This window comes from Paraburkholderia sp. BR10872 (genome assembly GCF_040965835.1).
Lineage (GTDB): Bacteria > Pseudomonadota > Gammaproteobacteria > Burkholderiales > Burkholderiaceae > Paraburkholderia > Paraburkholderia nodosa_A.
Genome location: NZ_JBFRCN010000040.1, coordinates 38,189 through 61,047, shown reverse-complemented (window position 1 = coordinate 61,047; position 22,859 = coordinate 38,189). Strand labels below are relative to the sequence as shown.

19 protein-coding genes are annotated in these 22,859 nt (G+C 66.5%); 13 read left to right on the top strand and 6 right to left on the bottom strand.

Translation table 11 applies throughout. The features are described 5' to 3' along the window. Window positions 1-109: 109 nt before the first annotated feature. The 3 genes from AB4Y43_RS27275 (at window position 110) to AB4Y43_RS27265 (ending at window position 2,943) form a co-directional block, all read left to right on the top strand. Entirely contained in the window at window positions 110-754 is a 645-nt protein-coding gene (locus AB4Y43_RS27275; RefSeq protein ID WP_256095117.1) for a PadR family transcriptional regulator, read from the top strand. Between the two features lie 46 nt (window positions 755-800). Beyond that, complete coding sequence (locus AB4Y43_RS27270; protein ID WP_368729216.1) at window positions 801-1,610, top strand: siderophore-interacting protein; 810 nt, start codon at window positions 801-803, stop codon at window positions 1,608-1,610. A 61-nt stretch (window positions 1,611-1,671) separates the two neighbouring features. Then, the gene (locus AB4Y43_RS27265; protein WP_368729215.1) at window positions 1,672-2,943 is read left to right on the top strand and encodes an MFS transporter; all 1,272 of its coding nucleotides are present in this window, start codon (window positions 1,672-1,674) and stop codon (window positions 2,941-2,943) included. A gap of 194 nt (window positions 2,944-3,137) precedes the next feature. On the opposite strand, the gene AB4Y43_RS27260 is transcribed toward AB4Y43_RS27265, so the two are convergent. Further along, window positions 3,138-4,292 (bottom strand): porin, encoded by a 1,155-nt coding sequence (locus AB4Y43_RS27260; protein ID WP_069266003.1) that lies wholly within the window; start codon window positions 4,290-4,292, stop codon window positions 3,138-3,140. 595 nt (window positions 4,293-4,887) lie between these two features. Between AB4Y43_RS27260 and dbpA the strand changes: the two genes are divergently transcribed. The 6 genes from dbpA (at window position 4,888) to AB4Y43_RS27230 (ending at window position 11,837) form a co-directional block, all read left to right on the top strand. Then, window positions 4,888-6,294 carry an ATP-dependent RNA helicase DbpA gene (gene dbpA, locus AB4Y43_RS27255; RefSeq protein WP_069266004.1) on the top strand — a complete coding sequence of 469 codons (1,407 nt, stop codon included), beginning with the start codon at window positions 4,888-4,890 and terminating at the stop codon, window positions 6,292-6,294. 95 nt (window positions 6,295-6,389) lie between these two features. Then, on the top strand, window positions 6,390-7,040 hold the full coding sequence (locus tag AB4Y43_RS27250) for a DsbA family oxidoreductase (protein WP_069266005.1): 651 nt from the start codon (window positions 6,390-6,392) through the stop codon (window positions 7,038-7,040). Between the two features lie 164 nt (window positions 7,041-7,204). Beyond that, complete coding sequence (locus AB4Y43_RS27245; protein ID WP_368729214.1) at window positions 7,205-7,915, top strand: DUF3348 domain-containing protein; 711 nt, start codon at window positions 7,205-7,207, stop codon at window positions 7,913-7,915. 22 nt (window positions 7,916-7,937) lie between these two features. Then, window positions 7,938-10,556 carry a DUF802 domain-containing protein gene (locus AB4Y43_RS27240; protein WP_368729213.1) on the top strand — a complete coding sequence of 873 codons (2,619 nt, stop codon included), beginning with the start codon at window positions 7,938-7,940 and terminating at the stop codon, window positions 10,554-10,556. Further along, entirely contained in the window at window positions 10,553-11,200 is a 648-nt protein-coding gene (locus AB4Y43_RS27235) for an OmpA family protein (protein WP_069266008.1), read from the top strand. The genes AB4Y43_RS27240 and AB4Y43_RS27235 overlap by 4 nt, the downstream gene beginning before the upstream one ends. Further along, a complete protein-coding gene (locus tag AB4Y43_RS27230; RefSeq protein ID WP_368729212.1) occupies window positions 11,190-11,837 on the top strand; it encodes a DUF2894 domain-containing protein in 648 nt (215 codons plus the stop codon). Before AB4Y43_RS27235 ends, AB4Y43_RS27230 begins: the two co-directional genes overlap by 11 nt. Window positions 11,838-11,842: 5 nt before the next feature. Here the strand turns inward: AB4Y43_RS27230 and AB4Y43_RS27225 are convergent, their stop codons facing one another. The 3 genes from AB4Y43_RS27225 to AB4Y43_RS27215 all read right to left on the bottom strand — a co-directional run bounded on the left by AB4Y43_RS27225 (window position 11,843) and on the right by AB4Y43_RS27215 (window position 15,151). Further along, the gene (locus AB4Y43_RS27225) at window positions 11,843-12,964 is read right to left on the bottom strand and encodes a 3-deoxy-7-phosphoheptulonate synthase (RefSeq protein WP_368685141.1); all 1,122 of its coding nucleotides are present in this window, start codon (window positions 12,962-12,964) and stop codon (window positions 11,843-11,845) included. 179 nt (window positions 12,965-13,143) lie between these two features. Next, the gene (locus AB4Y43_RS27220; RefSeq protein WP_342950168.1) at window positions 13,144-14,151 is read right to left on the bottom strand and encodes a sterol desaturase family protein; all 1,008 of its coding nucleotides are present in this window, start codon (window positions 14,149-14,151) and stop codon (window positions 13,144-13,146) included. Window positions 14,152-14,164: 13 nt separating this feature from the next. Continuing rightward, window positions 14,165-15,151, bottom strand: coding sequence for a beta-propeller fold lactonase family protein (locus tag AB4Y43_RS27215; RefSeq protein ID WP_342950169.1), 987 nt, complete (start codon window positions 15,149-15,151; stop codon window positions 14,165-14,167). Between the two features lie 237 nt (window positions 15,152-15,388). On the opposite strand from AB4Y43_RS27215, the gene AB4Y43_RS27210 reads away from it, so the two are divergent. Together AB4Y43_RS27210 and zwf are read left to right on the top strand one after the other, a co-directional pair. Next, window positions 15,389-16,714 (top strand): Nramp family divalent metal transporter, encoded by a 1,326-nt coding sequence (locus AB4Y43_RS27210; protein ID WP_368685139.1) that lies wholly within the window; start codon window positions 15,389-15,391, stop codon window positions 16,712-16,714. Between the two features lie 228 nt (window positions 16,715-16,942). After that, window positions 16,943-18,418 (top strand): glucose-6-phosphate dehydrogenase, encoded by a 1,476-nt coding sequence (zwf, locus tag AB4Y43_RS27205; RefSeq protein ID WP_069266013.1) that lies wholly within the window; start codon window positions 16,943-16,945, stop codon window positions 18,416-18,418. A 52-nt stretch (window positions 18,419-18,470) separates the two neighbouring features. Here the strand turns inward: zwf and AB4Y43_RS27200 are convergent, their stop codons facing one another. Then, the gene (locus AB4Y43_RS27200) at window positions 18,471-18,620 is read right to left on the bottom strand and encodes a hypothetical protein (protein WP_176732918.1); all 150 of its coding nucleotides are present in this window, start codon (window positions 18,618-18,620) and stop codon (window positions 18,471-18,473) included. A gap of 81 nt (window positions 18,621-18,701) precedes the next feature. Then, complete coding sequence (locus AB4Y43_RS27195; RefSeq protein WP_133180547.1) at window positions 18,702-19,118, bottom strand: MarR family winged helix-turn-helix transcriptional regulator; 417 nt, start codon at window positions 19,116-19,118, stop codon at window positions 18,702-18,704. A 204-nt stretch (window positions 19,119-19,322) separates the two neighbouring features. Here AB4Y43_RS27195 and AB4Y43_RS27190 point away from each other — a divergent pair, with 204 nt between their 5' ends. Beyond that, window positions 19,323-20,387 (top strand): alcohol dehydrogenase, encoded by a 1,065-nt coding sequence (locus AB4Y43_RS27190; RefSeq protein ID WP_368729229.1) that lies wholly within the window; start codon window positions 19,323-19,325, stop codon window positions 20,385-20,387. 332 nt (window positions 20,388-20,719) lie between these two features. Beyond that, window positions 20,720-22,849, top strand: coding sequence for a tetratricopeptide repeat protein (locus tag AB4Y43_RS27185; RefSeq protein ID WP_368729211.1), 2,130 nt, complete (start codon window positions 20,720-20,722; stop codon window positions 22,847-22,849). Window positions 22,850-22,859 lie beyond the last annotated feature (10 nt).

The following is a 22,859-nucleotide window of genomic DNA, read 5'->3' as shown; positions in this document are numbered from 1 at the left end:
CACCAGACAAGGAGGCCCTATGCGCCACCATTCGCACTTTGGTCAGAATGGCCGTCACGGCCATCCCGCGCGCGATCCGCGCGACTTCTTCGGCGGCCGCCACCCAGCCATGCAGGCGCTTCACGCGCTGCGCCACGCAATGGGCCGCCATCGCGGCGGCGAAGGCCCCGGCGACTTTGGCGACCGCTTCGGCGACGGTTTCGGCCGCGGCTTCGGCGGTTTCGGCGACGGCGACGGTTTTGGTCGGGGCCGCAAGTTCACGTCCGAAGACCTGCAACTCATGCTGCTCGTGCTGCTCGCCGAGCGCCCGAGCCACGGCTACGAACTCATCAAGGCGCTCGACGCACGTTCGAACGGCTTCTACAGCCCGAGCCCCGGCATGGTCTATCCAGCCCTCACGTACCTCGAGGAACTGGGCTATGTAAGCGTGACGCTCGAAGGCAACCGCAAGCGCTACGAGCTTTCGCCCGAAGGCCGCACGTACCTCGAGGCCAACCGCGAACGCGCGGACCTGATCCTCGCGAAGCTCACGCACTTCGGCCGCAAGATGGAAGTCATGCGCCGCGCCATGGCCGGCGAAGATCCGGCCGAAGGCAGCGCCTGGGTGCGCGAGTTGATCGAGGCGCGCCGCGCGCTCAAGCGCGCGCTGCTGCGCCGCACCGACGCCGCGCCGGAGGAACAGCGCCGCATCGCAGCGATTCTTGCGCGCGCCACCCAGGAAATCGAAACCGGCAGCGACAACAGCGACATTTGACAACCCGCTTCCACGCCGCGCCACCCCAACATCATCGGAGCCATACATGCAGAACCCGTCCCACCTCGAAGTCGTCCGTGTGCGTCACCCGCTGAAGTTCCGACTGTTGCGCGTGGCGCGCGTCACGGCGCTCTCGCCCTCGCTCGTCCGCGTGACGCTCACGGGTGATCTGAGCGACTTCGTCTCGGCGTCGTTCGACGATCACATCAAGGTATTCTTTCCCGCCGCCGGTGAAGAAAAGCCAGTACTGCCAACTTTTGGCCCTGACGGCATCGTGTTCCCCGAAGGCGTCGAGCGCCCTGCCGCGCGCGATTACACGCCGCGCCGCTTCGATACGCAAACCAACGAGCTCGATCTGGAATTCGCGCTGCACGAAGCCGGCCCGGCAACGGCATGGGCGGCACAGGCGCAGGCCGGCCAGTATCTCGGCGTGGGCGGCCCGCGCGGCTCCATGGTGATTCCCACGGGCTTCGACTGGCATCTGCTGATCGGCGACGAAACGGCGCTGCCCGCCATTCAGCGGCGCCTCACGGAGCTGCCGGCCGGCGCGCGTGTAGCCGTGGTCGTCGAAGTGGCGAATCGCGCGGCCCGCATCGAGTTGCCCACCGAAGCCGATCTTTACGCCACGTGGTGCTATCGCGACGAAAGCGAGTCGGAGCACCCGCTCGTGGACGGCGTGTCCGAAGTGTGGCTGCCGCCGGGCGAGGGCTACGTCTGGGCTGCCGGCGAAGCCTCGGCGATCCGCGCAGTGCGCGCGCATCTGTGCAACGAGCGCGGCGTCGACAAAAAGCGCATTCGCGCTTGCGCCTACTGGCGCCGCGGCGCGCAGGGGGCCCACGAAACGATCGACGACTGATCGATCTCGCTGGCGCGGCAATACTGCCGCGCCTTTTTACGTTCAGGCTCGAAGCCAATACATGACCACTTCTCTCACATCGCTGCGCGAACGCACCCTGCTCTGGCTGCTGGCGCTCACGCAGTTCACCGTCATCATGGATTTCATGGTGATGATGCCGCTCGGACCGCAGATCATGCGCGCGTTCGCGATCACGCCCGCGGCGTTCGCGACGGCCGTTTCCGCGTATTCGCTCTGTTCGGGTCTATCAGGACTCCTTGCTGCGACGTATATCGACCGCTTCGATCGCCGCCGCCTGCTGCAAGCGACTTACGCGCTTTTCGCGCTTTCCAATCTCGCCTGCGCGCTCGCCACGAACTTTCATCTGCTGCTCGCCGCGCGTGCGTTCGCGGGTCTCACCGGCGGCGTGCTCGGCTCGATCGTGATGGCGATCGTGAGCGACGTGATTCCCGCCGCGCGGCGCGGCGCGGCCACGGGCATCATCATGACAGCATTCTCCATCGCCGCGATCGCGGGCGTGCCGGCCGGCGTGCTGCTCGGCGCGCATTACGGCTGGAGCGCGCCGTTCATGCTGCTCGTCGTGCTCTCGGTTGCGATCTGGCTCGCGGGCTCGCGCGTCGTGCCCTCGCTCACCGAGCACCTCGGCCAGCGCACGCCGCTCGCGCAAGTGCTGCCGAACCTCTGGCGACTGCTCACGCTGCCGCGTCACCTGAAGGCCTTTGCACTGACCTTCACGATGATGGCCGGCCATATGCTCGTGATCCCGTTCATCGCGCCGATGCTCGTCGGCAATCACGGCATCGCGCCGCAGCAGCTTTCGTGGCTCTATATGGCGGGCGGCGCGGCGACGTTCGTGACCTCGCGCGCGGTGGGCCGTCTCGCGGACCGCTACGGCAAGCGCCGCGTGTTCCGCGTGATGGCGCTCGTTTCGCTCGTGCCGGTGCTGTTCGTCACACATCTGCCCACGCTGCCTTTCCTCGCACTCGTGGCGTTCTTCGCCCTGTTCATGATCTCGATGTCGGGCCGCATGGTGCCGATGCAGGCATTGCTCACGACGATTCCCGAGCCCGCGCGGCGCGGCGCCTTCCTGAGCGCCAACAGCGCCGTGCAGGCGCTCGGCACCGGCATCGGCGCGTGGCTGGGCGGCCAGTGGCTCACGAATGGCGCGCACGGCGCGATCATCGGCTTCGGGCAGAACGGCTGGATCGCCGCAGCGCTCACGTGCGTGGCGGTGTTGTGGGTTTCGCGGGTGCGTGGGGCGTCGGAAGACGTGTCGAATGACGTCGCCGCAACTGTGAGCGCAGCACCGGCGGCTGCGGCTGCGAAATTCTGAGCCACAAAAGAAAACCGGTTCGCAGCCGTGATGCGCCTCATGAGCGCGTCACGCACCGCGAACCGGTCGTGCTTCAGGTAGAAAGCGGATGAAACCGCGGGCCTTGGGTAGCTTGCCCGCGTGCAGCGCGGGACCCGACCGGCCGATCGGGTGCCCGCGCTGCGTCACTCCGCGAGGGAGCGAGCCAACGATGCTTAGAAGCGGTGACGCAGACCCACCGTTGCGGCGACCTGGTTCTGCGAGGTCGACGGCGACAGCGTGTTGATCATCGCAACGTTCGCGCCAGCGTCGCCGAGTTCGCCCGAAGCGTGCTGATACACGGCGCCGGCGTAGACGTCGGTGCGCTTCGACAGCGAGTAGTCAGCCGTCAGCGAAACGGTGTGCCACTTCGGATCGCCCGAACCGTTCGAACCCGTGACCTTGCCGTCCGTGAACGTGTACGACGCGTTCAGGGCGAGAGCCGGCGTGAGTGCATAGGCGCCGTTCAACTCGAAGTTGTCGAGGTGCAGGTTCGTGCCCGTGGGGATCGAGAACGTCGTGCCGCCCTGACCGCCGGCGATCAGGTTCTGGTACTGCGTGTGCGTCCACACGAAGCCAACCGTTGCCGGGCCGTAGTTGTAGTTCGCGCCTGCGCCGAACGTGCGTTGCGTTTGAGCCGACAGGTTGAAGTTGTTGCCGTTCGATGCCGAGCTCGCGCCGTTCGTGTTACCGGTGCGCGTGTTGTTGATCTGCAGGTAGGCAGCCGAGAAGTTCAGCGGGCCGTTGCCGTACGATGCGCCTGCGCTCCATGCGCGGTTGTTCGCGAACTGGCCGGCGTCATTGCTGAAGCCATACAGGCCGCCAAATTTGAAGCCCTGGTAGTTGACGCTCTGGTACTTGACCGAGTTCTTGATCGAGAACGAGTGGTCGAGGTTGTCGTTGTCGAACGGGTGAGCCGCGAGGTTGTTGCCGTAGCCGCTGCCGGTTGCCGAGAGCGGTGCCAGGTAGTCGACCATCGAGTCATACTGGCGGCCGAGCGTCAGCGTACCGAAGCGGTCGCTCTGCAGACCGACGAACGCCTGGCGGTTGAACATCGTGCCGCTCTCGGTGTCCTTGCCGTTGTTCAGGTTGAAGCCGTTTTCCAACGTGAAGATCGCATGCAGACCGCCGCCCAGGTCTTCGCTGCCCTTCAGGCCGAAGTACGTGTCGCCGACGGTGCCGCTACCCTGGTTCCATGCGGCGTGGCCGCCTGCATTGTTCGCGTAGACGATACCCGCATCCAGTGCGCCGTAGAGAGTAACGCTGCTTTGTGCGTGAGCGGAGGCTGCGAATGCGCCGAGGACGCCCGCGATAATCAAAGTATTCTTCATGACTTTCCTTATGACATTCAGACCGCGCTGACGCGGCTCCGGGTATTGGAGCCACACCGGCAATCCCGGGCGAAGTCTACGTGTCAAAGGCTTTAAATCGTCTTGGCAAACGCTGTAACAGTTATTTGCTAAATCTGGAAATATCGGAATAATAATCCGTAAGTCATTGTGGCGAATGGGAAATACGGAGTAATGCGCAGATCGGACGGGATAGGCCGTGTGGCAAGGACGCGACGCCCGCTTCAGCGCGGAAATTCGATTATTGTGGAAAGTGAATTAATTGCAGGCGATTTCGCGAGATTAAAATCTTCGCGGCCGATGAAACTTTATGAGCACGATCATAGTCTTATCGCGCGCGTGCATTATTGCTATATACAGCGATTATTATTGCGCGAAATCGCGATTATCAAACCGATGATTTTCGGCGTCCTTTGAGGCGCTCGTGGGCGCCCCTCACGCGGCACGCGCGCGGGCGCGAGCGCGCGCATCCGTTAAAATCCCGGAACGCGCGCGCACCGCGAGCGCACCACCCGCATCGACGCCACTTCTACCGAACGGCCGCGTCGCCCTCACCCGTCCGGCGCGAGACCCCGTCATGACAAACAAAGCCACTCCTACGCAAGCCCAGCCCTTCAGCGAGCTGCCGCTCGCACCCGCCACACTCGAGAACCTCACGCGCCTCGGCTACGTCGACATGACGCCGATCCAGGCCGCGAGCCTGCCCATCGCCTTCGCGGGCCACGACCTGATCGCCCAGGCCAAGACCGGCAGCGGCAAAACGGCGGCGTTCTCGCTCGCGCTGCTCTCGCGCCTCGACCCGCGACGTCAGGATGTGCAGGCCATGATCCTCTGCCCCACGCGCGAACTGGCCGACCAGGTCACGCAGGAAATCCGCCGTCTCGCACGCGCGGAAGAGAACATCAAGGTGCTGACGCTGTGCGGCGGCACGCCCATGCGCCCGCAGGCGGCGAGCCTCGAACACGGCGCGCATATCGTCGTGGGCACGCCGGGCCGCATCATGGATCATCTGGAGCGCGGCAACCTCGCGCTCGGCGCGCTCAATACGCTCGTGCTCGACGAAGCCGACCGCATGCTCGACATGGGCTTTTTCGACGACATCGCCACCGTGGCGCGCCAATGCCCCAAGGAGCGCCAGACGCTGCTCTTCTCGGCGACCTACCCCGAAGGCATTACGAAGCTGAGCCAGCAATTCCTTCGGAACCCGAAGGAAGTCAAGCTCGAAGAGCATCACGACGACAGCAAGATCCGCCAGCGCTTCTATGAAGTCACGGAAGACGAGCGTCTGCACGCCGTGGGCATGCTGCTCAACCACTACCGCCCCGTGAGCACGCTCGCGTTCTGCAACACCAAGCAGCAATGCCGCGACCTGCTCGACGTGCTGCGCGCGCAGGGCTTTCACGCGCTCGCGCTGCATGGCGAGCTCGACCAGCGCGAGCGCGACCAGGTGCTGATCCAGTTCGCCAATCGCAGCTGCTCGGTGCTCGTGGCGACCGACGTGGCCGCGCGCGGCCTCGACATTGCTCAACTCGAAGCCGTGATCAACGTGGACGTCACGCCCGACCCGGAGGTGTACGTGCACCGTATCGGCCGCACGGGCCGCGCCGACCAGGACGGCTGGGCGCTCAGCCTCGCGAGCATGGACGAGATGGGCCGCGTGGGCGGCATCGAGCAGGCGCTCAAGCGCGAAGTCGAGTGGAGCCCGCTCGCAGAACTGAAGCCCGCCAGCAACGAGCCGCTGTTGCCGCCGATGGAAACGCTGCAGATCCTCGGCGGCCGCAAGGAAAAGATCCGCCCCGGCGACGTGCTGGGCGCGCTCACCGGCGAAGCCGGCTTCAGCGGCTCGCAGATCGGCAAGATCAACGTGACAGACTTTTCGACCTACGTGGCCGTGGAGCGCAGCATCGCGCGCGACGCGCTGCGCAAGCTCAACGCGGGCAAGGTCAAGGGCAAGAAGGTCAAAGCCCGTATGATGGACGAATGAACTGACGAATCATCCGCGCCGGGTGCGCACGCTGCTTGCGCACCCCCGCTGCACCGCGCCTCAGTTGCCCGGCGTTCAACCGGATCAGGAAAGCCATGAAACAACCGCTCAGAATCGATTTCGTCTCCGACATCGCGTGCCCGTGGTGCGCAATCGGCCTCTCTTCGCTGAACCTCGCGCTCGAACGGCTGCGCGACACCGTCGATGCACAGATCGTCGTGCACCCCTTCGAACTCAATCCGCAGATGGGCCCGGGCGGCGAATCCGTGCTCGAGTATCTCGGCAAGAAGTACGGCCGAACGCCCGAGCAGATCGCCGAGACGCAGGACATGATCCGCGAGCGCGGCGCGAGCGTCGGCTTCACGTTCGGGCCGCGCGAGCGCATCTACAACACCTTCGACGCGCATCGTCTGCTGCACTGGGCCGGCATCGAAGGCAAGCAGCTGCCGCTCAAGCTCGCGCTGCTGCGCGCGTATCACGGCGAGGGCAAGGACACGAGCGACCACGCGGTGCTCGTCGCGGCGGCGCAGTCCGTGGGGCTCGACGCAGATAAAGCGCGTGCAGTCCTGGAAAGCGGCCAGTATGCCGACGAGGTGCATGCAGAAGAGCACGAATACCAGGCGGCCGGTGTCCAGTCCGTGCCGGCGATCGTCTTCAACCAGCAGTATCTGGTCAGCGGCGGCCAGCCCGTCGAAACCTTCGAGCAGGCGATCCAGCAGATCCTGGCCGAGAGCGCCAAGGCCTGAACCGCTCAGGCGCCTGAAGCCCCCGTGTGGCGCGGCCTCGCGCCCGCGGGCGCCGCGCTTTCATGGCCCGCTGCGCCATCACATTCAGACGCCCGGCAGACGGCCGATGCCGGCCGCCCCCTCGCGGGCGTGTAAACTAGCGGGTTTTTTGCCCAGGTGGAAAAGTGCTAGCCCCGCAGCGCCTCGCGTTGAGCGGCCCGACGCTCGTTCGCTTACTTGCCCGCTTCGGCGACGCCGAAGTGCCCGAATCCCGGCAATCGATCTCGGACCAACTGAGCCAGTGGCTCGGCTGGACGGACGCGATCGCGCTTTCGACGGCGCTGAGCGTCCAGACGCCGGGCGGCGAGCCAGCCACGCGTGTGGGCGCCACTGCCGAACAAAGCCAGAGCGAGCGCGTGCGCGCGACGCTGAGAAGGGCCATCGTGGGCGAAGGCGCGCCTGCGCGGCGCGACGGACGACGCACGCAGGCCGCCAGCCAGCCTGCCGATGTGGAAGCCGATTTCGCGGATTTCCGCCAGCGCTACCTCGCCCTGCAGCAGGCGATGGAGACTGACATCGCCACGCTGCGCGCCCGTCTGCGCGCCACGCTGGCCGCCCGTGCGCCTGCGCTCGCGCGCCTCGCAACGGTGGACGCCGTGATGGAGCAGGCACTCGGCGCGCGCGAGCGCAGCCTTCTCGCCGGCGTGCCCGCGCTGCTCGGCGCGCATTTCGAGCGGCAGCGCGCAGCGGCCGCGTTGGAATCCGCCGGAGAAAGCGGCGCGCCTCACGCCTGGCTCGCCGGCTTTCGCAAAGATATGCAGAGCGTGTTGCTCGCCGAACTTGAGATTCGGTTTCAACCGGTGGAGGGGCTGCTTGCCGCCCTTCGCACCAGCTAACCCAAACGCTATGTCCCGAGCTATGTCCCGTTTTCGCATTGAACCTGTTGTCTTCGTCGTCGGACTCGCCGCCGTGTGCTGGATCGGCGCCGGCTACGCGGTCACGAACCCGCTTGCGAGCGCCGTCACGCTGCTGATCGGCGCATGCTATGTCACGGGCGCCTGGGAGCTTTATCGCTTTCAGCAGGCCACGACCACGCTCGCCCAGGCCATCGCGCAACTGAACACGCCGCCCGCGCGCCTCGCGGGCTGGCTCGACACGCTGCATCCGGGCCTGCGCAACGCCGTGCGCGCGCGTATCGAAGGCGAGCGCGTGGCCCTGCCGGGCCCGGCGCTCGCGCCCTACCTCACGGGCCTGCTCGTGCTGCTCGGCATGCTCGGCACGCTGCTCGGCATGGTCGTCACGCTCAAGGGCACGGGCGCGGCGCTGGAAAGCGCCACCGACCTCGACGCCATCCGCGCCTCGCTCGCCGCGCCTGTGAACGGCCTCGGCTTCGCGTTCGGCACCTCGATCGCCGGTGTGGCCACCTCCGCCATGCTCGGCCTGCTCTCCGCGCTTTGCCGCCGTGACCGCATCGAAGCCGCGCAACAGCTCGACGTGAAGATCGCGACGACGCTGCGCGCCTTCTCGCCGGCCCATCAGCGCGAAGCCTCGTTCAAGCTGCTGCAGCGCCAGGCCGACGCCATGCCCGCGCTGGTCGACAAGCTCGGCGCGCTGATGACGCTGATCGAACGCCAGGGCGCCGCGCAGCACGAACAGCAGATCGCGACCCAACAGGCCTTTGCCGCCAACGCCGAAGCCGCCTGGAGCCGCCTTGCGGCTTCCGTGGGCCAGTCGCTCAAGTCGAGCGCCGCCGAAAGCGCACGCGCCGCGGGCGCGGCGCTGCAGCCCGTGGTCGAAGCGACCATGGCGGGCCTCGCGCGCGAATCGGCGTCGATGCAGGGCGCGCTCACGCAGGCGGTCCAGCAACAGCTCGAAGGGCTCGCGCGCGGCTTCGAGGCGTCGACGGCGAACGTCGCCGAGATCTGGAACCGCGCGCTCGCGCAGCACCGCGAGACCAACGAGGCGCTAGCCGCCGACCTGGGCGGCGCGCTGGAGCGCTTCAACGCAAGCTTCGAGCAACGTGCCTCGGGCCTGCTCGATGGCGTGTCGACGCGCTTCGAAAGTGCGTCCGGAACGATGTCGCAGGCGTGGCAGGCGGCGCTCGAACAGCAAGAACGCGCCGGCGAGAAGCTCGCCGCAGGCAACCAGCAGGCGCTCGCGACGGCAGCGGCGGCGTTCGAGCAGCATTCGGCGTCGCTGCTGCGCGCGGTCGATGCATCCCATGCGGACCTGCAGACGAAGCTCGGCGCGCGCGACGAAGCGCGGCTCGCGAGCTGGGCCGACGCGCTCGCGGCAATGGCCGCCACCTTGCGCACGGAGTGGGAAGCGACCAGCGCGGTTTCGGCGCAGCGTCAGCAGGAAATCTGCGCGACGCTCGCGCAAACCGCGAACGACATCGCCGCGCAAGCGCAGCAGCACGCCAGCAAGACGATCGCCGAAATCGATCGTTTGGTCGATGCCGCCTCGCAAGCGCCGAAGGCCGCAGCAAACCTGCACGCGGAAATTTCCGCGCGCGACGATCAGCGCATCGCAACATGGACCGCATCGCTCGCGGCGATGGCCGCCACGTTGCGCGCGGAGTGGGAAGCGACGAGCGCCGCCACCGCGCAACGTCAGCAGGAAATCTGCGCCACGCTCGCACAGACCGCGAACGAAATCGCTACGCAATCGCAGCAGCAGGCGAGCAAGACGATTGCCGAGATCGATCGTCTCGTCGATGCCGCCACCGACGCGCCGAAGGCCGCAGCGAATCTGCACGCGGAAATCTCCTCGCGCGACGAGCAACGCCTCGAAGCATGGAGCGCGTCGCTTGCCGCAATGTCGGCTGCATTGCGCACGCAATGGGAAGCCACGAGCGCGGCCACCGCGCAGCGTCAGCAGGAAATCTGCGCAACGCTCGCCCAGGCCGCCAGCGACATCACCACGCAATCGCAGGCCCATAACGCCAGCACGATCGCCGAAATCGGCAGCCTCGTGCAGGCCGCATCGGCCGCGCCGCAGGCGGCAGCCGAAGTCATCGCCGAGCTACGCCAGAAACTGTCGGACAGCATGGTCCGCGACACCGCGATGCTCGACGAACGCAACCGCCTGCTCGCCACGCTCGAAACGCTGCTCGACGCCGTGAACCGCGCCTCCACCGAGCAGCGCTCGGCGATCGACGCGCTCGTCTCCACGTCGTCGGATCTGCTCGAGCGCGTGGGTGGCCAGTTCAGCGCGAGCGTCGAAGCCGGGAGCGGCAAGCTCGGCGCGATCGCCGCGCAGGTCAGCGGCAGCGCCGTGGAAGTGGCGAGCCTCGGCGACGCGTTCGGCGCGGCCGTGAGCGTGTTCGGCGAATCGAACGACAAGCTCGTGGCGCATCTGGAGCGCATCGAAGCCGCGCTCGACAAGTCGCTCGCGCGCAGCGACGACCAGCTCGCCTACTACGTCGCGCAGGCGCGTGAGGTCATCGACCTGAGCATGCTGTCGCAGAAGCAGATCGTCGAGAACCTGCAGCAGCTCGCGAGCCAGCGCGCCGCAGCCGGAGCGGATGCGGCATGAACGACGAAATCGACGGCGGCGCGGCTCCCGCTGCGCCGGTCTGGCCCGCGTTCGCCGACCTGATGTCGGTGCTGCTGGGCGCGTTCCTGCTGATCCTCGTGGGTGTGGTCGGCATGCAGCTCGAACTGTCGAGCCGGCTCGCGAACGAGGTGAAACAGCGCAAGGCCGAAACCGAGCGCCGCAAGACGCTCGAAGAGGCGCTCGCGGGCCCGCTCGCGGCGGGGCGCGTGACGCTCGTGAACGGACGCATCGGCATTAGCGGCAGCGTGCTGTTCGCGCTGAACTCGGACCAGTTGACGCCGCAGGGCCACGATCTGCTCAAGAGCCTCGCCGGGCCGCTCACGGCGTATCTGAAGAGCCGCGACGAAATCCTGATGGTGAGCGGTTTCGCCGACGACCAGCAGGTGCACGCAGGCAACCGCCGCTTCGCCGACAACTGGGAGCTTTCGGCCGAACGCGCGCTGACGGTCACGCGCTCGTTCATCGACGCGGGCGTTCCCGCGTCGTCGGTGTTCGCGGCTGCGTTCGGCTCCGAGCAGCCGGTGAGCGCCAACACGGATGAAGCCGGCCGCGCGAAGAACCGCCGCGTGGAGATCGCGCCGGTGCCGAGGCCGACCGTCGGCGAGGGCAAGCATGCTCAATGATGCGGGCCTGGAGGTCGAACGAACCGCTGCGTCCGACGCCCGCGCGCTGCTCGACGCCTGGCGCGCCCGCGGGGCGGATCAGCTCGACCCGGTGCGCTTTCACTTCATCGAGGCGCTGGAACGCCGCGCCGCCGCACACGCGGGTGAAGCGCGCCGGCTCCTCGACGCGCGACTCGCACAACTACTTAAAGCCTTTTCAGACGACCTCGCACGCGAGACATCGAAAATTACGCACCAGTTCGACGGCGATACGCCGAGAAGCGAGCTGGGCCGCCTCGTCGATTCGCTAGTGCGCGCGGAACCCGCTCAACCGGCGACGCGCGTGCCGCACGAGCCGGACCCGGAACTGGTCGAATACTTCCGGCAAACGTGGCTGCGCGTGCGCTCCGAAAAGCAGTTGCGGCAGTCGCTGGACCAGGTGCCCAGAAACGCGGGGCCGCTCAATTCGAGCAGCCTCGTGCATCGCGCGCTCTCGCTGATGCGAGAAGTGTCGCCGGGCTATCTGCAGCAATTTCTCGCCTATGCCGATGCGCTTTCGTGGCTCGAGCAGCTGAATGCGAGTGTGGGAGTGGCGGCGCCGGTCAAGGAGGCGCCGCGAACAACGTCTGCGAAGAAAGGCTCGCGCAAGGGGCGTTAGCGCCCTCAGGCCGCCTTGCGCCGCTCCCGCACCGCCTGCGCCAGCCCATCGAGCACCGGCGCCGTCTGCGCCCAGCTGATGCACGCGTCGGTAATCGACACGCCGCGCTTGAGCGGCACGCCCGGCTTCTGGTCCTGGCGCCCCTCTTCCAGATGGCTCTCGATCATCACGCCGACGATGCGCTTGTCGCCGCCCGCCAGTTGCTCGCCGATATCGCGCGCCACGTCGATCTGGCGCTGATGCGCCTTGTTCGAGTTCGCGTGCGAGCAGTCGATCATGACCTGCTCGCGCAGCCCCGCCTTCGCAAGCGACGCGCAGCACGCCGCCACAGAAGCCGCATCGTAGTTCGGCCCGCTCTTGCCGCCGCGCAGGATCACGTGGCAGTCGTCGTTGCCGCGCGTTTCGAAGATCGCGGCCATGCCCATCTTCGTCATGCCCATGAACGCGTGGCTCGCGCGCGCCGCGACGATGGCGTCGGCGGCCACCTGCACGCCGCCGTCGGTGCCGTTCTTAAAGCCGATCGGGCACGAGAGGCCCGAGGCGAGCTGCCGGTGGCTCTGGCTCTCGGTCGTGCGCGCGCCGATCGCGCCCCACGCCACGAGGTCGGCAATGAATTGCGGGCTCAGCAGATCGAGGAATTCCGTGGCCGTGGGCAGACCGAGCGCGTTGATGTCGAGCAGCAACTGGCGCGCGGCGCGCAGGCCCTCGTTGATGCGGAAGCTGCCGTCCAGACGCGGGTCGTTGATATAGCCCTTCCAGCCCACCGTGGTGCGCGGCTTCTCGAAGTACACGCGCATGACGATCAGCAGGTCGTCCTCGAGCGTATCGGCCTTCGCCTTGAGCAGCTTCGCGTATTCGATCGCCTGGTCGTGGTCGTGGATCGAACATGGGCCCACCACCACCACGAGCCGGTCGTCGCGCTGCGCGAGCACATCCGCGATCTCGCTGCGGCTCGTTTCGACGAGCGTTTGCGTCTCCTGAGGCACCGGCAGCTCGTCGAGCAGCAGCGCGGGCGAGATGAGCGGGCGCACGGCGCCGATGCGCGTGTCGTCGATGCGGGTCGTGTCCTGGGTGGCGTCGGCCACGCCGACTTCCTGGTCGTGCTGCGGATTGTCGATACGGCTCAAGGTGTTCTCCAACTGCGCTTTTGACGCGCGCATCATGCATGTGTTTGGGGGATGAATGCGCGATTATCGCATCCGGCGCGCCGCCGGCATCCCGAAACAGCATGACACGTCGTCCTGAAACGAAACGAGGCGGCCCGAAGACCGCCTCGCACGAGGAACCCCAACGAACACCGCAACGCTCAGCGCGCCGCGTCCCCCATCGGATACCCCTTGCCCGCGAGGCGCCGCGCGATGCGCACGAGCGCGAACCACTGCTGCGCGAGCAGCCCTTCGCCATAGTTCGCGCCCCGGCCGTACGGCGCGGGCAACTGGTCGCGAATGCCGGTCGGCTCATGCTGCTTGTTCCACGACGCCGTGCGGAACATCACGTCCCACCACGGAAACAGCACGCCGAAGTTGCAGCCGTAGCGCGTGCCCTCGTGGCCATAGCCGATCGCATGATGGCGGCGATGAAACGCCGGGCTCACGACGATGCGCTCGAGCAGCCAGCCGAAGTCGATTCGCGCGTTCACGTGCTGCACGCTCTGCATGAAGTTGCTCACGGCCACGAGCACGACGAACTGCGCGGGCGGCACGCCGATAAGGAGCGAGATGCCCGCAAAGAACGCGGCCTGCACGATATCGTCGAGGAAGTGATTGCGATCGTCGCACCACAGCGACATCTGCTGCTGGCTGTGATGCACGGCGTGCAGTTCCCACCACACGCCGAAGCGATGTTGCCAGCGGTGATACCAGTAGCCCGCGAAATCGAGCACGACGAGATAGATCAGGAACGACACGATCGGCTTGTCGGTCACGCCGGGCCAGAGGCTATCTACTTCGATGTTCGGTATGTTGTGGATCGCCATCAGGCTCTGCCAGTGATTGAACACGGGCGTGAGCAGAAAGAAGAACGCGATGTTCAGAATGCCGAGTTTCGCGATCCATGTGTACCAGACGTCGGCGCGCAGCGCACGGCGATCGCCCCAGTCTTCCGCGGGCCGCAGCGCTTCGAGCGGGCGCAGCAGCACATACGAGGCACAGATCTGCAGCACGCCGACGATCACCCAGTAAAGCGCGTCATAGGTGTCCTCGTCGTAGCCCATCAGGCCGACCTTGTAGAAGACCGGCTGCACCACGTCCACGTAGACGAGCGTCTGCAGCCACGAAACGAGGTTGTCGGCCTGCGAAATCAGCGTATCGAGCATCGAGACTCCTCAATCAGTCCGGGTTCGGCGCGTACACCGGCGCGCTGTTCGCGAAGTAGATGCCATGCGGCGAGCGGCCCACCGCGATCGTGTCGATCAGCTTGCGCGTGTTCAGGTCGATGATGCCCACGTGCTTCGCGAAACGGAACGTCACCCATAGGTAACGCTTGTCCGCCGAAAGTTCCATGTCGTCGGGACCGGGGCGCAGGCCCGTGATGTCGGCGACTTTCGTGAGCGTCGTGTAGTCGAGAATGCTGATCGTGCTCTCGACGCGATTCGACACGGCAATATGTTTGCCATCGTCCAGATTGCGAAAGTTATGCGCGCCGCGGCCGGTCTGGATCTTTTTCACGACCGTGCGGTTGTGCCAGTCCACCACGGCCACGTTGTCCTCACCCGTCATGCCCACGAGCAGGTACTTGTCGCCCGGCGTCATCCACAGACCCGCGGGCGTGGTGCCCACCTGCAGCTTCCAGAGCACCGTTTGCGTCGGCAGGTCGATGGCGGCCACTTCGCCCGTGTCCTGCAGCGTAACGAATGCCGTTTTGTTGTCGGAGGCGAACGTGATGTGGCTCGGCGTTTTCCCGAGCGGAATGCGCTTGGCGATCGTGAGGTTCTTGCCGTCGTAGTGATAGACGTCCACGCGGTCGAGTCGCAGGCCCGCGGTCACGAACCATTTACGGTCGGGCGAAAAGCCGAGCTGGTACGGGTCTTCGATCCCTTCCAGGCGGCTTTGCACCTGACCCGTATGCGGGTCGAGGAACAGCAGGTCGTTCGACACCGAATCGGCGACGATGAGCGACTTGCCGTCGGGAGTGATCATCAGGTGGTGCGGTTCCTTGCCCGTGGGCTCGGTGCCGACCACGGTGCGGCTTGCCTGGTCGATGAGCGAGAGCTTCGCCTCGCCCGAGTCGAGCACGATGACCTTGTCGTCGGCGTGGGCGAGCGCGCCCCATGCGAGGCCGCTTATCAGCAGCGCAGTCGCGAACGGTTTCTTCATACGGACCGGTGTAAACGAAAAGATCGGGAATTCAGGCATTTCGTAAGGGAAAGAGAGCAGCGAAGGCGCGGCGCGCCGGTTTGTGCTGAGATAGCGCCAAGACAGTCGTGCGGATTGCCTGCTTAACGCGTGAGGGCCCGATTCCGATGACGCACTTTCAACGTATTCACACCTGCTCGATGCGTGCCACAGAGCGATGGGCTGCGTCTTCTGACCCCGGCCCGCGCGAGAAGTTGCATGGATCATCGCGCCCGCGATGACGAGGTGCAGCGCGCCCCCGACGGCCTCACACGCAACACGGCCGCCGCGGTACGCGAAGCGCTCGAAGGACGCCGCCGCGGCGTCGCCCTTCTGCTGCCGCTTGCGGGTCCGGCCGTGGTCATCTCGGTGGCGTATATCGACCCCGGCAATATCGCTACCAACATCCAGGCCGGTGCGCGCTACGGCTACGCGCTGCTCTGGGTCGTGCTGCTCGCCAACGTCATCGCCATGCTGTTTCAGGGGCTTTCCGCGAAGCTCGGCATCGCCACGGGACGCAATCTCGCCGAACTGTGCCGCGACAGCCTGCCCGCGCCGCTCGTGTGGCTCATGTGGGGCGTGAGCGAGATCGCGGCCATGGCCACCGATCTCGCCGAATTCCTGGGCGGCGCGATCGGCCTTGCGCTGCTCTTTCGTCTGCCGCTGCTCGCGGGCATGGCAGTCACGGCTGTCGTGACCTATGCGCTGCTGTTTCTCCAGCGCGCGGGCTTCCGGCCGCTCGAATTGCTGATCGGCGCGCTCGTGGGCGTGATCGGCATTTGCTATGTTCTGGAGCTTTTCATTACGCCGATCGAGTGGCAGACCCTGCTGCGCCACCTCGCCACGCCACGCCTGCCCGACGCGCAAGCCGTGACGATCGCGGTGGGCATCATCGGCGCCACGGTCATGCCGCATGCGCTCTTTCTGCACTCGGGGCTCACCCAGGCGCGTGTGCTTGCGCGCAACGACGCCGAGCGCAAGCGCCTCGTGAAGTTTTCTAACGTCGAGGTCGTGGTCGCGCTTTCGGTGGCCGGGCTCATCAACATGGCGATGGTGGTGATGGCCTCCGGCGCGTTCCACCAGGGCTACGCGGATGTCGCCGAAATCGAGACCGCCTACCGCACGCTCGCGCCGCTGCTGGGCGCGGCAGCCGCCAGCATCTTCCTCGTTTCGCTGATCGCCTCGGGCATTTCGAGCTCGGTGGTCGGCACGCTTGCGGGGCAGATGATCATGCAAGGCTTCGTGAACTTTCGCATTCCGCTGTGGCTGCGCCGCGCGGTGACGATGGTGCCGAGTTTCGTCGTGGTGGCGCTGGGCGTGAACGCCACCGACGCGCTCGTCATGAGCCAGGTCGTGCTGAGCCTCGCCTTGCCGTTCCCGATGGCCGCGCTCGTCTGGTTCACGGGTCGCGGCGACGTGATGGGGTCCCATCGCAACCGCGCGCTCACGGCTGCGGCAGCCGTGGCGGGCGCGGCCGCGGTGCTCTCGCTCAATGTCGTGCTGGTGCTCACGACCTTCGGCGTGGCGGTGCCGGGGCTCGGGTAAGGATCGGCTCGCTGCCAGGCGATGGATGCATGAACGGCCGGTCGGTTTATCGACGATAGGCGTCTCGCGCGACGGCTCGTTCGCGCCATGCGTGCAAACTCGCGCGAAACCATGCACCATTAGCGTTTTCGCCGCACCCCGCTCTTGCGCCGGGTGCGGGTTCTGCAACCGCGCGCTAGCGGTCGTGCTCAACAACGTTGCCCGAGCGCGCGTCACCTCCGACCTGCCATGACGAATCAGCCTGCCCAAGCCTTGCCCGAACAGCCCGTCGACATGATCATTTTCGGCGGCGGAGGCGACCTGGCCGCGCGCAAACTGCTGCCCGCGCTCTACATGGCGCACCTGCACGGCAACCTGCCGCCGGAAACGCGCATCATTGCCGTGGGCCGCAAGAACTGGACGATCGACGACTATCGCAAGTTCATGGAAGAGCAGTCGCGTCCGTTCATCGACGCGAAAGCGTTCGATGCGCAAGCGTGGGACCGCTACCTGAACCTGTTCCAGTACGTGATCATCGACGTGAACGACCCCGTCAATTACGCGAACCTGAAGGCGGCGTCGCGCGAGCATGCCCTGCGCGTGTTCTATCTCTCGACTTCGCCGGAACTGTTCACGACGATTTGCGACAACCTCACGGCGGGCGGCCTGATCGACGGCAGCTCGCGTGTGGTGCTCGAAAAGCCGCTCGGCCACGATCTCGCCTCGGCGCAGGAGATCAACGAATCGGTGGGCCGGCACTTCTCCGAATCGCAGATCTACCGGATCGACCACTATCTGGGCAAGGAAACGGTGCAGAACCTGATGGTGCTGCGCTTCGGCAACCCGATCTTCGGGCCGCTATGGCAAGCGCCGTATATCCGCAGCGTGCAGATCACGGTGGCGGAAACGGTGGGCGTGGGCAGCCGCGCGGGCTTCTACGATCACACCGGCGCGCTGCGCGACATGGTGCAGAACCACCTGCTGCAACTGCTGTGCATCGTGGCGATGGAACCGCCCGTCTCGCTCGACCCGGACGCCGTGCGCGACGAAAAGCTCAAGGTGCTGCGCTCGTTGCGCCCCATGTCGCTCGCCGATATCGCACGCGACACCGTGCGCGGCCAGTACGCGGCAGGCGCCGTGGACGGCCAGCCCGTGAAGGGTTATCTGCAGGAAGACAACGTGCCGGCCGACAGCAAGGCGGAAACGTTCGTCGCGCTGCGCGCGCACATCAACAACTGGCGCTGGGCCAACGTGCCGTTTTTCCTGCGCACGGGCAAGCGCATGCAGAAGCGCCAGTCGGAAATCGTGATCGAATTCGCGGACCTGCCGTTCTCCATCTTCCCGAGCGGCCCGCGCAATTACGGCAACCGCCTCGTGATCCAGCTGCAGCCGGAGGAGTCGATCCAGCTGCAGATGCTCGCGAAGGAGCCGGGCAGCGGCATGAACATGCTGCCCGTGAGCCTGAATCTCGACCTGCAGCAGGCCATCCCCGAGCGCCGCGCAGAAGCCTACGAGCGCTTGCTGATCGACGTGATTCGCGGCCGCCTCACGCACTTCATGCGTCGCGACGAACTGGAAGCCGCATGGACGTGGGTCGAGCCGATTCTCGACGGCTGGAAGGAGCTGAACGACCGCCCGCGCACTTACACGGCGGGCACGTTCGGGCCGGCGGCATCGTCGGCGCTGCTCGCGCGAGAGAACATGTCGTGGGCCGAAGAGATGTAAATGTGAAGGACCGCGAGCGCCGCGCATCATGCGGGGCGCTCGCAGCACGGCTTTACCGGTCGCCCGAATCCGGACGAAAAAGATCGAAGCCGGCGAATACGATCACACCGCTGAGCGCCATCAACGGCACCGAATGGCGGCCGAGAAAAAGAACCGCGGCCGCAAGCCAGGTTGAAATACAGAAAGCGCCAATGCGCCGCATGATGCCACTCCCTACTCTTTAATGCCCTTTTGAATGAAGCGTGGCGGCGCATGACGCGTGCCGCACGTTTGCAGCCCGACATCAGCCCAACGTGGCCCGCGCCGTGCGCAGACGCGACACCGTATCCACGAACGCCTCCCCGCCGAGCGTGCGCTTCAGGCGGCTCGCGACCGTCGCGCTCGCCGCATTGAGCGCTTCGCGAATCGCGATGGCCTGGGCCGTGGGCACGATCGCCACTTCGCGGCCGTCGCCATCCGTGCGCTGGCGCTCAACGTAGCCGCGCGCCTCCAGGCCGTCGAGCACGCGCGTGGCCGTGGGGCGCGCGATGGAGAGCAGATCGGCCAGTTCGCGCTGCGGCAAACCGGGACGCTCCAGCACGGCGCGCAGCATGAAACCCTGCGGCGGCGTGAGCTCGAAGCACTCGAAGGCTTGCGCCCATTCGCGCTCGAGGCGCCGCGCGAGCGCCGTGGTGTTGAAGTAAAGGCAATGATCGAACATGCACACAGGATAACCCAATATAGTTAGCTATGCAACGATCTGCACCGAACGCATATGCCGGCCTTCTGACAAATCAAAGCGCGCAGCAGCAGAAAATAGAACGATCGGACGAATTTAGACGGCATCGGCTATGATGCAAAGACGCCGCAATCGTCTGGCCGGGCATGGCCGCCGTATACAACACTCACGGAGACATCGATGCAAATGCGCTGTTACTGCGTTATCCATCACGGCAAGCCGCTCGAACTGGTCGAGCGCGACGTGCCCGAACCCAAGGGCACCGAGGTATTGCTGCGTGTGAAGGCCGCGGGCCTGTGCCACTCCGATCTGCACATCTGGGAGGGCTATTACGACCTGGGCGGCGGCAAGAAGCTCTCGCTCGCCGACCGCGGCATCAAGCTGCCGCTCACGCCGAGTCATGAAATCTGCGGCGAGGTTGCGGCGCTCGGCCCCGACGCGCAAGGCGCACCGGAAGCGCTCCCGGCGGGCACGTCGGTAGTGGTGCATCCGTGGATCGGCTGCGGCGCATGCGCGGCCTGCGAGCGCGGCGAAGAGAACATCTGCGCGAAGCCGCAATCGCTTGGCGTGCTGCGCGACGGCGGCTTTGCCGATTACGTGATCGTGCCGCATCCGCGCTATCTCGTGGATCTCGCCGGCCTCGATCCCGTCAAGGCCGCGCCGCTCGCCTGCGCGGGCGTGACGACGTATTCGGCGGTGAAGAAGTTCGGCGCGCGCATCCATGAAGGCCCCGTGGTCGTGATCGGCGCGGGCGGCCTCGGTATGATGGCGCTCGAAGTGCTCAAGGCGATGGGCGCACAGGGCGCGATCGTCGTGGACGTGGACCCCGCGAAGCGCGAAGCCGCGCTTGCGGCGGGCGCGCTCGCGGCAATCGATGCGCGCGCGGACGACGTCGTGCAGCAAATTATCGCGGCAACGGGCGGCGGCGCACGCGCGGTGCTCGACCTCGTCGGCGCGACGCCCACCGTCAAGCTCGCGCTCGACTCCTGCGCGCGCGGCGGCCACGTGGTGATCGTCGGGCTGATGGGCGGCGACCTCACGCTCTCGCTGCCCGTGATCCCGATGCGGCCGTTGAGGATCGAGGGCAGCTACGTGGGCACGCTGCCCGAGTTGCGCGAACTCGTGACGCTGATGCGCGAAGGCAAGATGCAGCCCTCGCCCGTCTCCACGCGGCCGCTCACGGAAATCAACGCGGCGTTCGAAGCGCTCATGCGGGGCAAGGTGGTCGGGCGGCAAATACTGCTGCCCTGATGCATTTCATCGCGCGCGGCCTGTTTCGGCGCGCGCGATAGCAAATCGTTCGGAATTCGAATCAACCGGGGAGATCGGCCCACGGCGTCGATTCCCCTTCCGCGCGCGCAAGCGCCCCAAACGCTCCCTTACGGCCTACCCCTGCGCTCGCTCCATTTTGCAAGCCACCTGCAAGCTTTTGCGGGCCAGGTGCGCTTATCGCCCGAATAAGCGCACCGGATGCGCTCAATTCGCGCCGTTGACTGAGCACGAGCTGTCGTAATCTCGACACTGCCGCATTGTCCGTGTCGCCCACGCGTCGCGCCCCGTCTCTTACGATTTTCACTGTGACCATGTCGACGCCCCTCGCGCCCGCCCCCGACGACATCCTGCGGGAAGCCAATGCGCATTGCGAAGCGCACCGCTTCGCCGACGCACTCGCGTTGCTGGAACCGCATGTCGGCGGCCAACCCGATGCAATGGACGACGCCGCGCTCGCGCCGGCGCTCAATCTCGCGGCCCTGAGCGCCATGGGTACGGGCGACGCGGCGCGCGCTCAGGCGTTGTGGCAGCGCTGCCTCGCGGCAAAACCCGACTTCGCGCAGGCGTACAGCGGCCTCGCTGCACTCTTCGCGGCGCTCGGCGTCCTCGATCAGGCCCAGTCGCTCTATGAACGGCTGCTGAGCCTCACGCCCGCCGACGCCGACGCACGCAGCAACCTGGGCGTCGTCCTGCAGCGCCAGACGCGCCACGCCGAAGCGGAAGCCGCCTTTCGCGCCGTGCTCGTGGACCGCCCAGATCACGCCGACGCCCACTACAACCTCGGCCTCCTGCTGCAGGGACAAGGCCGCCACGCAGAAGCCGAAAGCGCGTTTCGCGGCGCCGTCGCGGCGAATGCGCGTCATGCGAAGGCGTACAACGCGCTGGGCACACTGCTGCGGGATCAGGCACGCGGCGACGAAGCCGCCGAAGCTTTTCGCCAGGCCCTGCTGATCCACCCGCAGTATCCGGAGGCGCTCAACAATCTCGCCACGCTGCTCAAGGCGTCCGGCAAGCTCGCCGAAGCGGAACTCGCGGTGCGCCTCGCGCTGCAGATTCGCCCCAATTTCGTCGATGCGCTGAACAACCTGGGTTGCGTGCTCACCGACCTCAAGCGCGTACCCGAGGCGGAGACGGCTTTTCGCCAGACGCTCGCACTCGCGCCGAATCACGCCGAAGCGCAGTACAACCTCGGCGTCGCGCTGCATACGCTCGAACGGATGCCCGAGGCCGAAGCGGCGTATCGCGAGACGCTGCGCCGCCTGCCGGGCCGCGTCGAGGCGTATAACAATCTCGCCTGTGTGCTGATGGCGCTGGGGCGCCGCGCCGAAGCGCTCGACGTGCTCCAGGAAGCCATCGCCGTGCGGCCCGATTTCGCCGAGGCGCACTTCAATATCGCGAGCCTGCACAAGGAATACGGCCGGCTCGACGAAGCCGAGGCCGGCTACCGCCGCGCGCTCGACGCGAACCCGGAATACGGCGACGCGAAGTTCCGCCTCGCCACGCTACTCATCAGCATGGGCCGCTTCGAAGAAGGCTTCTCGCGCTACGAATGCCGCTACACCATGCCCGGCTTCGTGCATCACGCGACGCAACGTCTGCTCCAGTGTCCCGGCTGGCAGGGCGAGCCGCTCGCCGGCAAATCGCTGCTGCTATGGCAGGAGGACGGCCTCGGCGACATGCTGCAATTCGGGCGCTACGCGCGCCTGCTCAAGGAACAGGGCGCGACGCACGTCGCGTTCGCCTGCCAGCCGCCCCTGCAGCGGCTCTTTCGCAGCGTGGACGGCATCGACGCCGTGCTGGGCCATGAAGCCGGCGCAGCGGCAGCCGGCCAGTTCGACTACTGGGTGAGCCCGATCAGCGTGCCCCATCGCCTGGGCACGACGCTGGAGACCATCCCCGCGCCGCTCATCTATACGCCCGAGCCCGCGCTCGTCGATCACTGGAGGGCGCGCCTCGCCACGCTCGCGCCGGGCCCGCGCATCGGCATCATCTGGAAGGGCAATCCGAAGCATTTCAACGACGCGCACCGCTCGCTGCCCTCGCTGGCCGCGCTCGCCCCGCTCTGGAACCTGCCGGGCGTGCAGTTCGTGAGCCTGCAAAAAGGTCAGGGAGAAGACGAGGCGCAGAATCCGCCCGCGAGCCTGCCGCTGCTGCACCTTGGCACCGACGTGCGCGATTTCGTCGATACCGCGGCGATCATCGCGCAGCTCGATCTCGTGATTTGCGTGGATACGTCCACGGCGCATCTGACGGCGTCGCTCGGCAAACCGTGCTGGGTGCTGCTGCCGCAGTACGACCTCGACTGGCGCTGGATGCACGAGCGCGAAGACTCGCCGTGGTATCCGGGCACGATGCGCCTGTTCCGCCAGCGTATGAACGAGGCGTGGAGCGCTGTTGTGGAGCGCGTGCGCGCGGCATGCGCGGAGCGCTTCGGCGTTTGAAAATCCGCGG

Bases quoted from the DNA above. Each gene is read 5' to 3' on its own strand.
- zwf (WP_069266013.1), top strand. From the start codon at position 16,943: ATGACGAATCAGCCTGCCCAAGCCTTGCCCGAACAGCCCGTCGACATG.
- AB4Y43_RS27260 (WP_069266003.1), bottom strand. From the start codon at position 4,292: ATGAAGAATACTTTGATTATCGCGGGCGTCCTCGGCGCATTCGCAGCC.
- AB4Y43_RS27200 (WP_176732918.1), bottom strand. From the start codon at position 18,620: ATGCGGCGCATTGGCGCTTTCTGTATTTCAACCTGGCTTGCGGCCGCG.
- AB4Y43_RS27275 (WP_256095117.1), top strand. From the start codon at position 110: ATGCAGGCGCTTCACGCGCTGCGCCACGCAATGGGCCGCCATCGCGGC.
- AB4Y43_RS27190 (WP_368729229.1), top strand. From the start codon at position 19,323: ATGCGCTGTTACTGCGTTATCCATCACGGCAAGCCGCTCGAACTGGTC.
- AB4Y43_RS27220 (WP_342950168.1), bottom strand. From the start codon at position 14,151: ATGCTCGATACGCTGATTTCGCAGGCCGACAACCTCGTTTCGTGGCTG.
- dbpA (WP_069266004.1), top strand. From the start codon at position 4,888: ATGACAAACAAAGCCACTCCTACGCAAGCCCAGCCCTTCAGCGAGCTG.
- AB4Y43_RS27195 (WP_133180547.1), bottom strand. From the start codon at position 19,118: ATGTTCGATCATTGCCTTTACTTCAACACCACGGCGCTCGCGCGGCGC.
- AB4Y43_RS27210 (WP_368685139.1), top strand. From the start codon at position 15,389: ATGGATCATCGCGCCCGCGATGACGAGGTGCAGCGCGCCCCCGACGGC.
- AB4Y43_RS27270 (WP_368729216.1), top strand. From the start codon at position 801: ATGCAGAACCCGTCCCACCTCGAAGTCGTCCGTGTGCGTCACCCGCTG.
- AB4Y43_RS27230 (WP_368729212.1), top strand. From the start codon at position 11,190: ATGCTCAATGATGCGGGCCTGGAGGTCGAACGAACCGCTGCGTCCGAC.
- AB4Y43_RS27250 (WP_069266005.1), top strand. From the start codon at position 6,390: ATGAAACAACCGCTCAGAATCGATTTCGTCTCCGACATCGCGTGCCCG.
- AB4Y43_RS27265 (WP_368729215.1), top strand. From the start codon at position 1,672: ATGACCACTTCTCTCACATCGCTGCGCGAACGCACCCTGCTCTGGCTG.
- AB4Y43_RS27215 (WP_342950169.1), bottom strand. From the start codon at position 15,151: ATGAAGAAACCGTTCGCGACTGCGCTGCTGATAAGCGGCCTCGCATGG.
- AB4Y43_RS27185 (WP_368729211.1), top strand. From the start codon at position 20,720: ATGTCGACGCCCCTCGCGCCCGCCCCCGACGACATCCTGCGGGAAGCC.
- AB4Y43_RS27240 (WP_368729213.1), top strand. From the start codon at position 7,938: ATGTCCCGTTTTCGCATTGAACCTGTTGTCTTCGTCGTCGGACTCGCC.
- AB4Y43_RS27235 (WP_069266008.1), top strand. From the start codon at position 10,553: ATGAACGACGAAATCGACGGCGGCGCGGCTCCCGCTGCGCCGGTCTGG.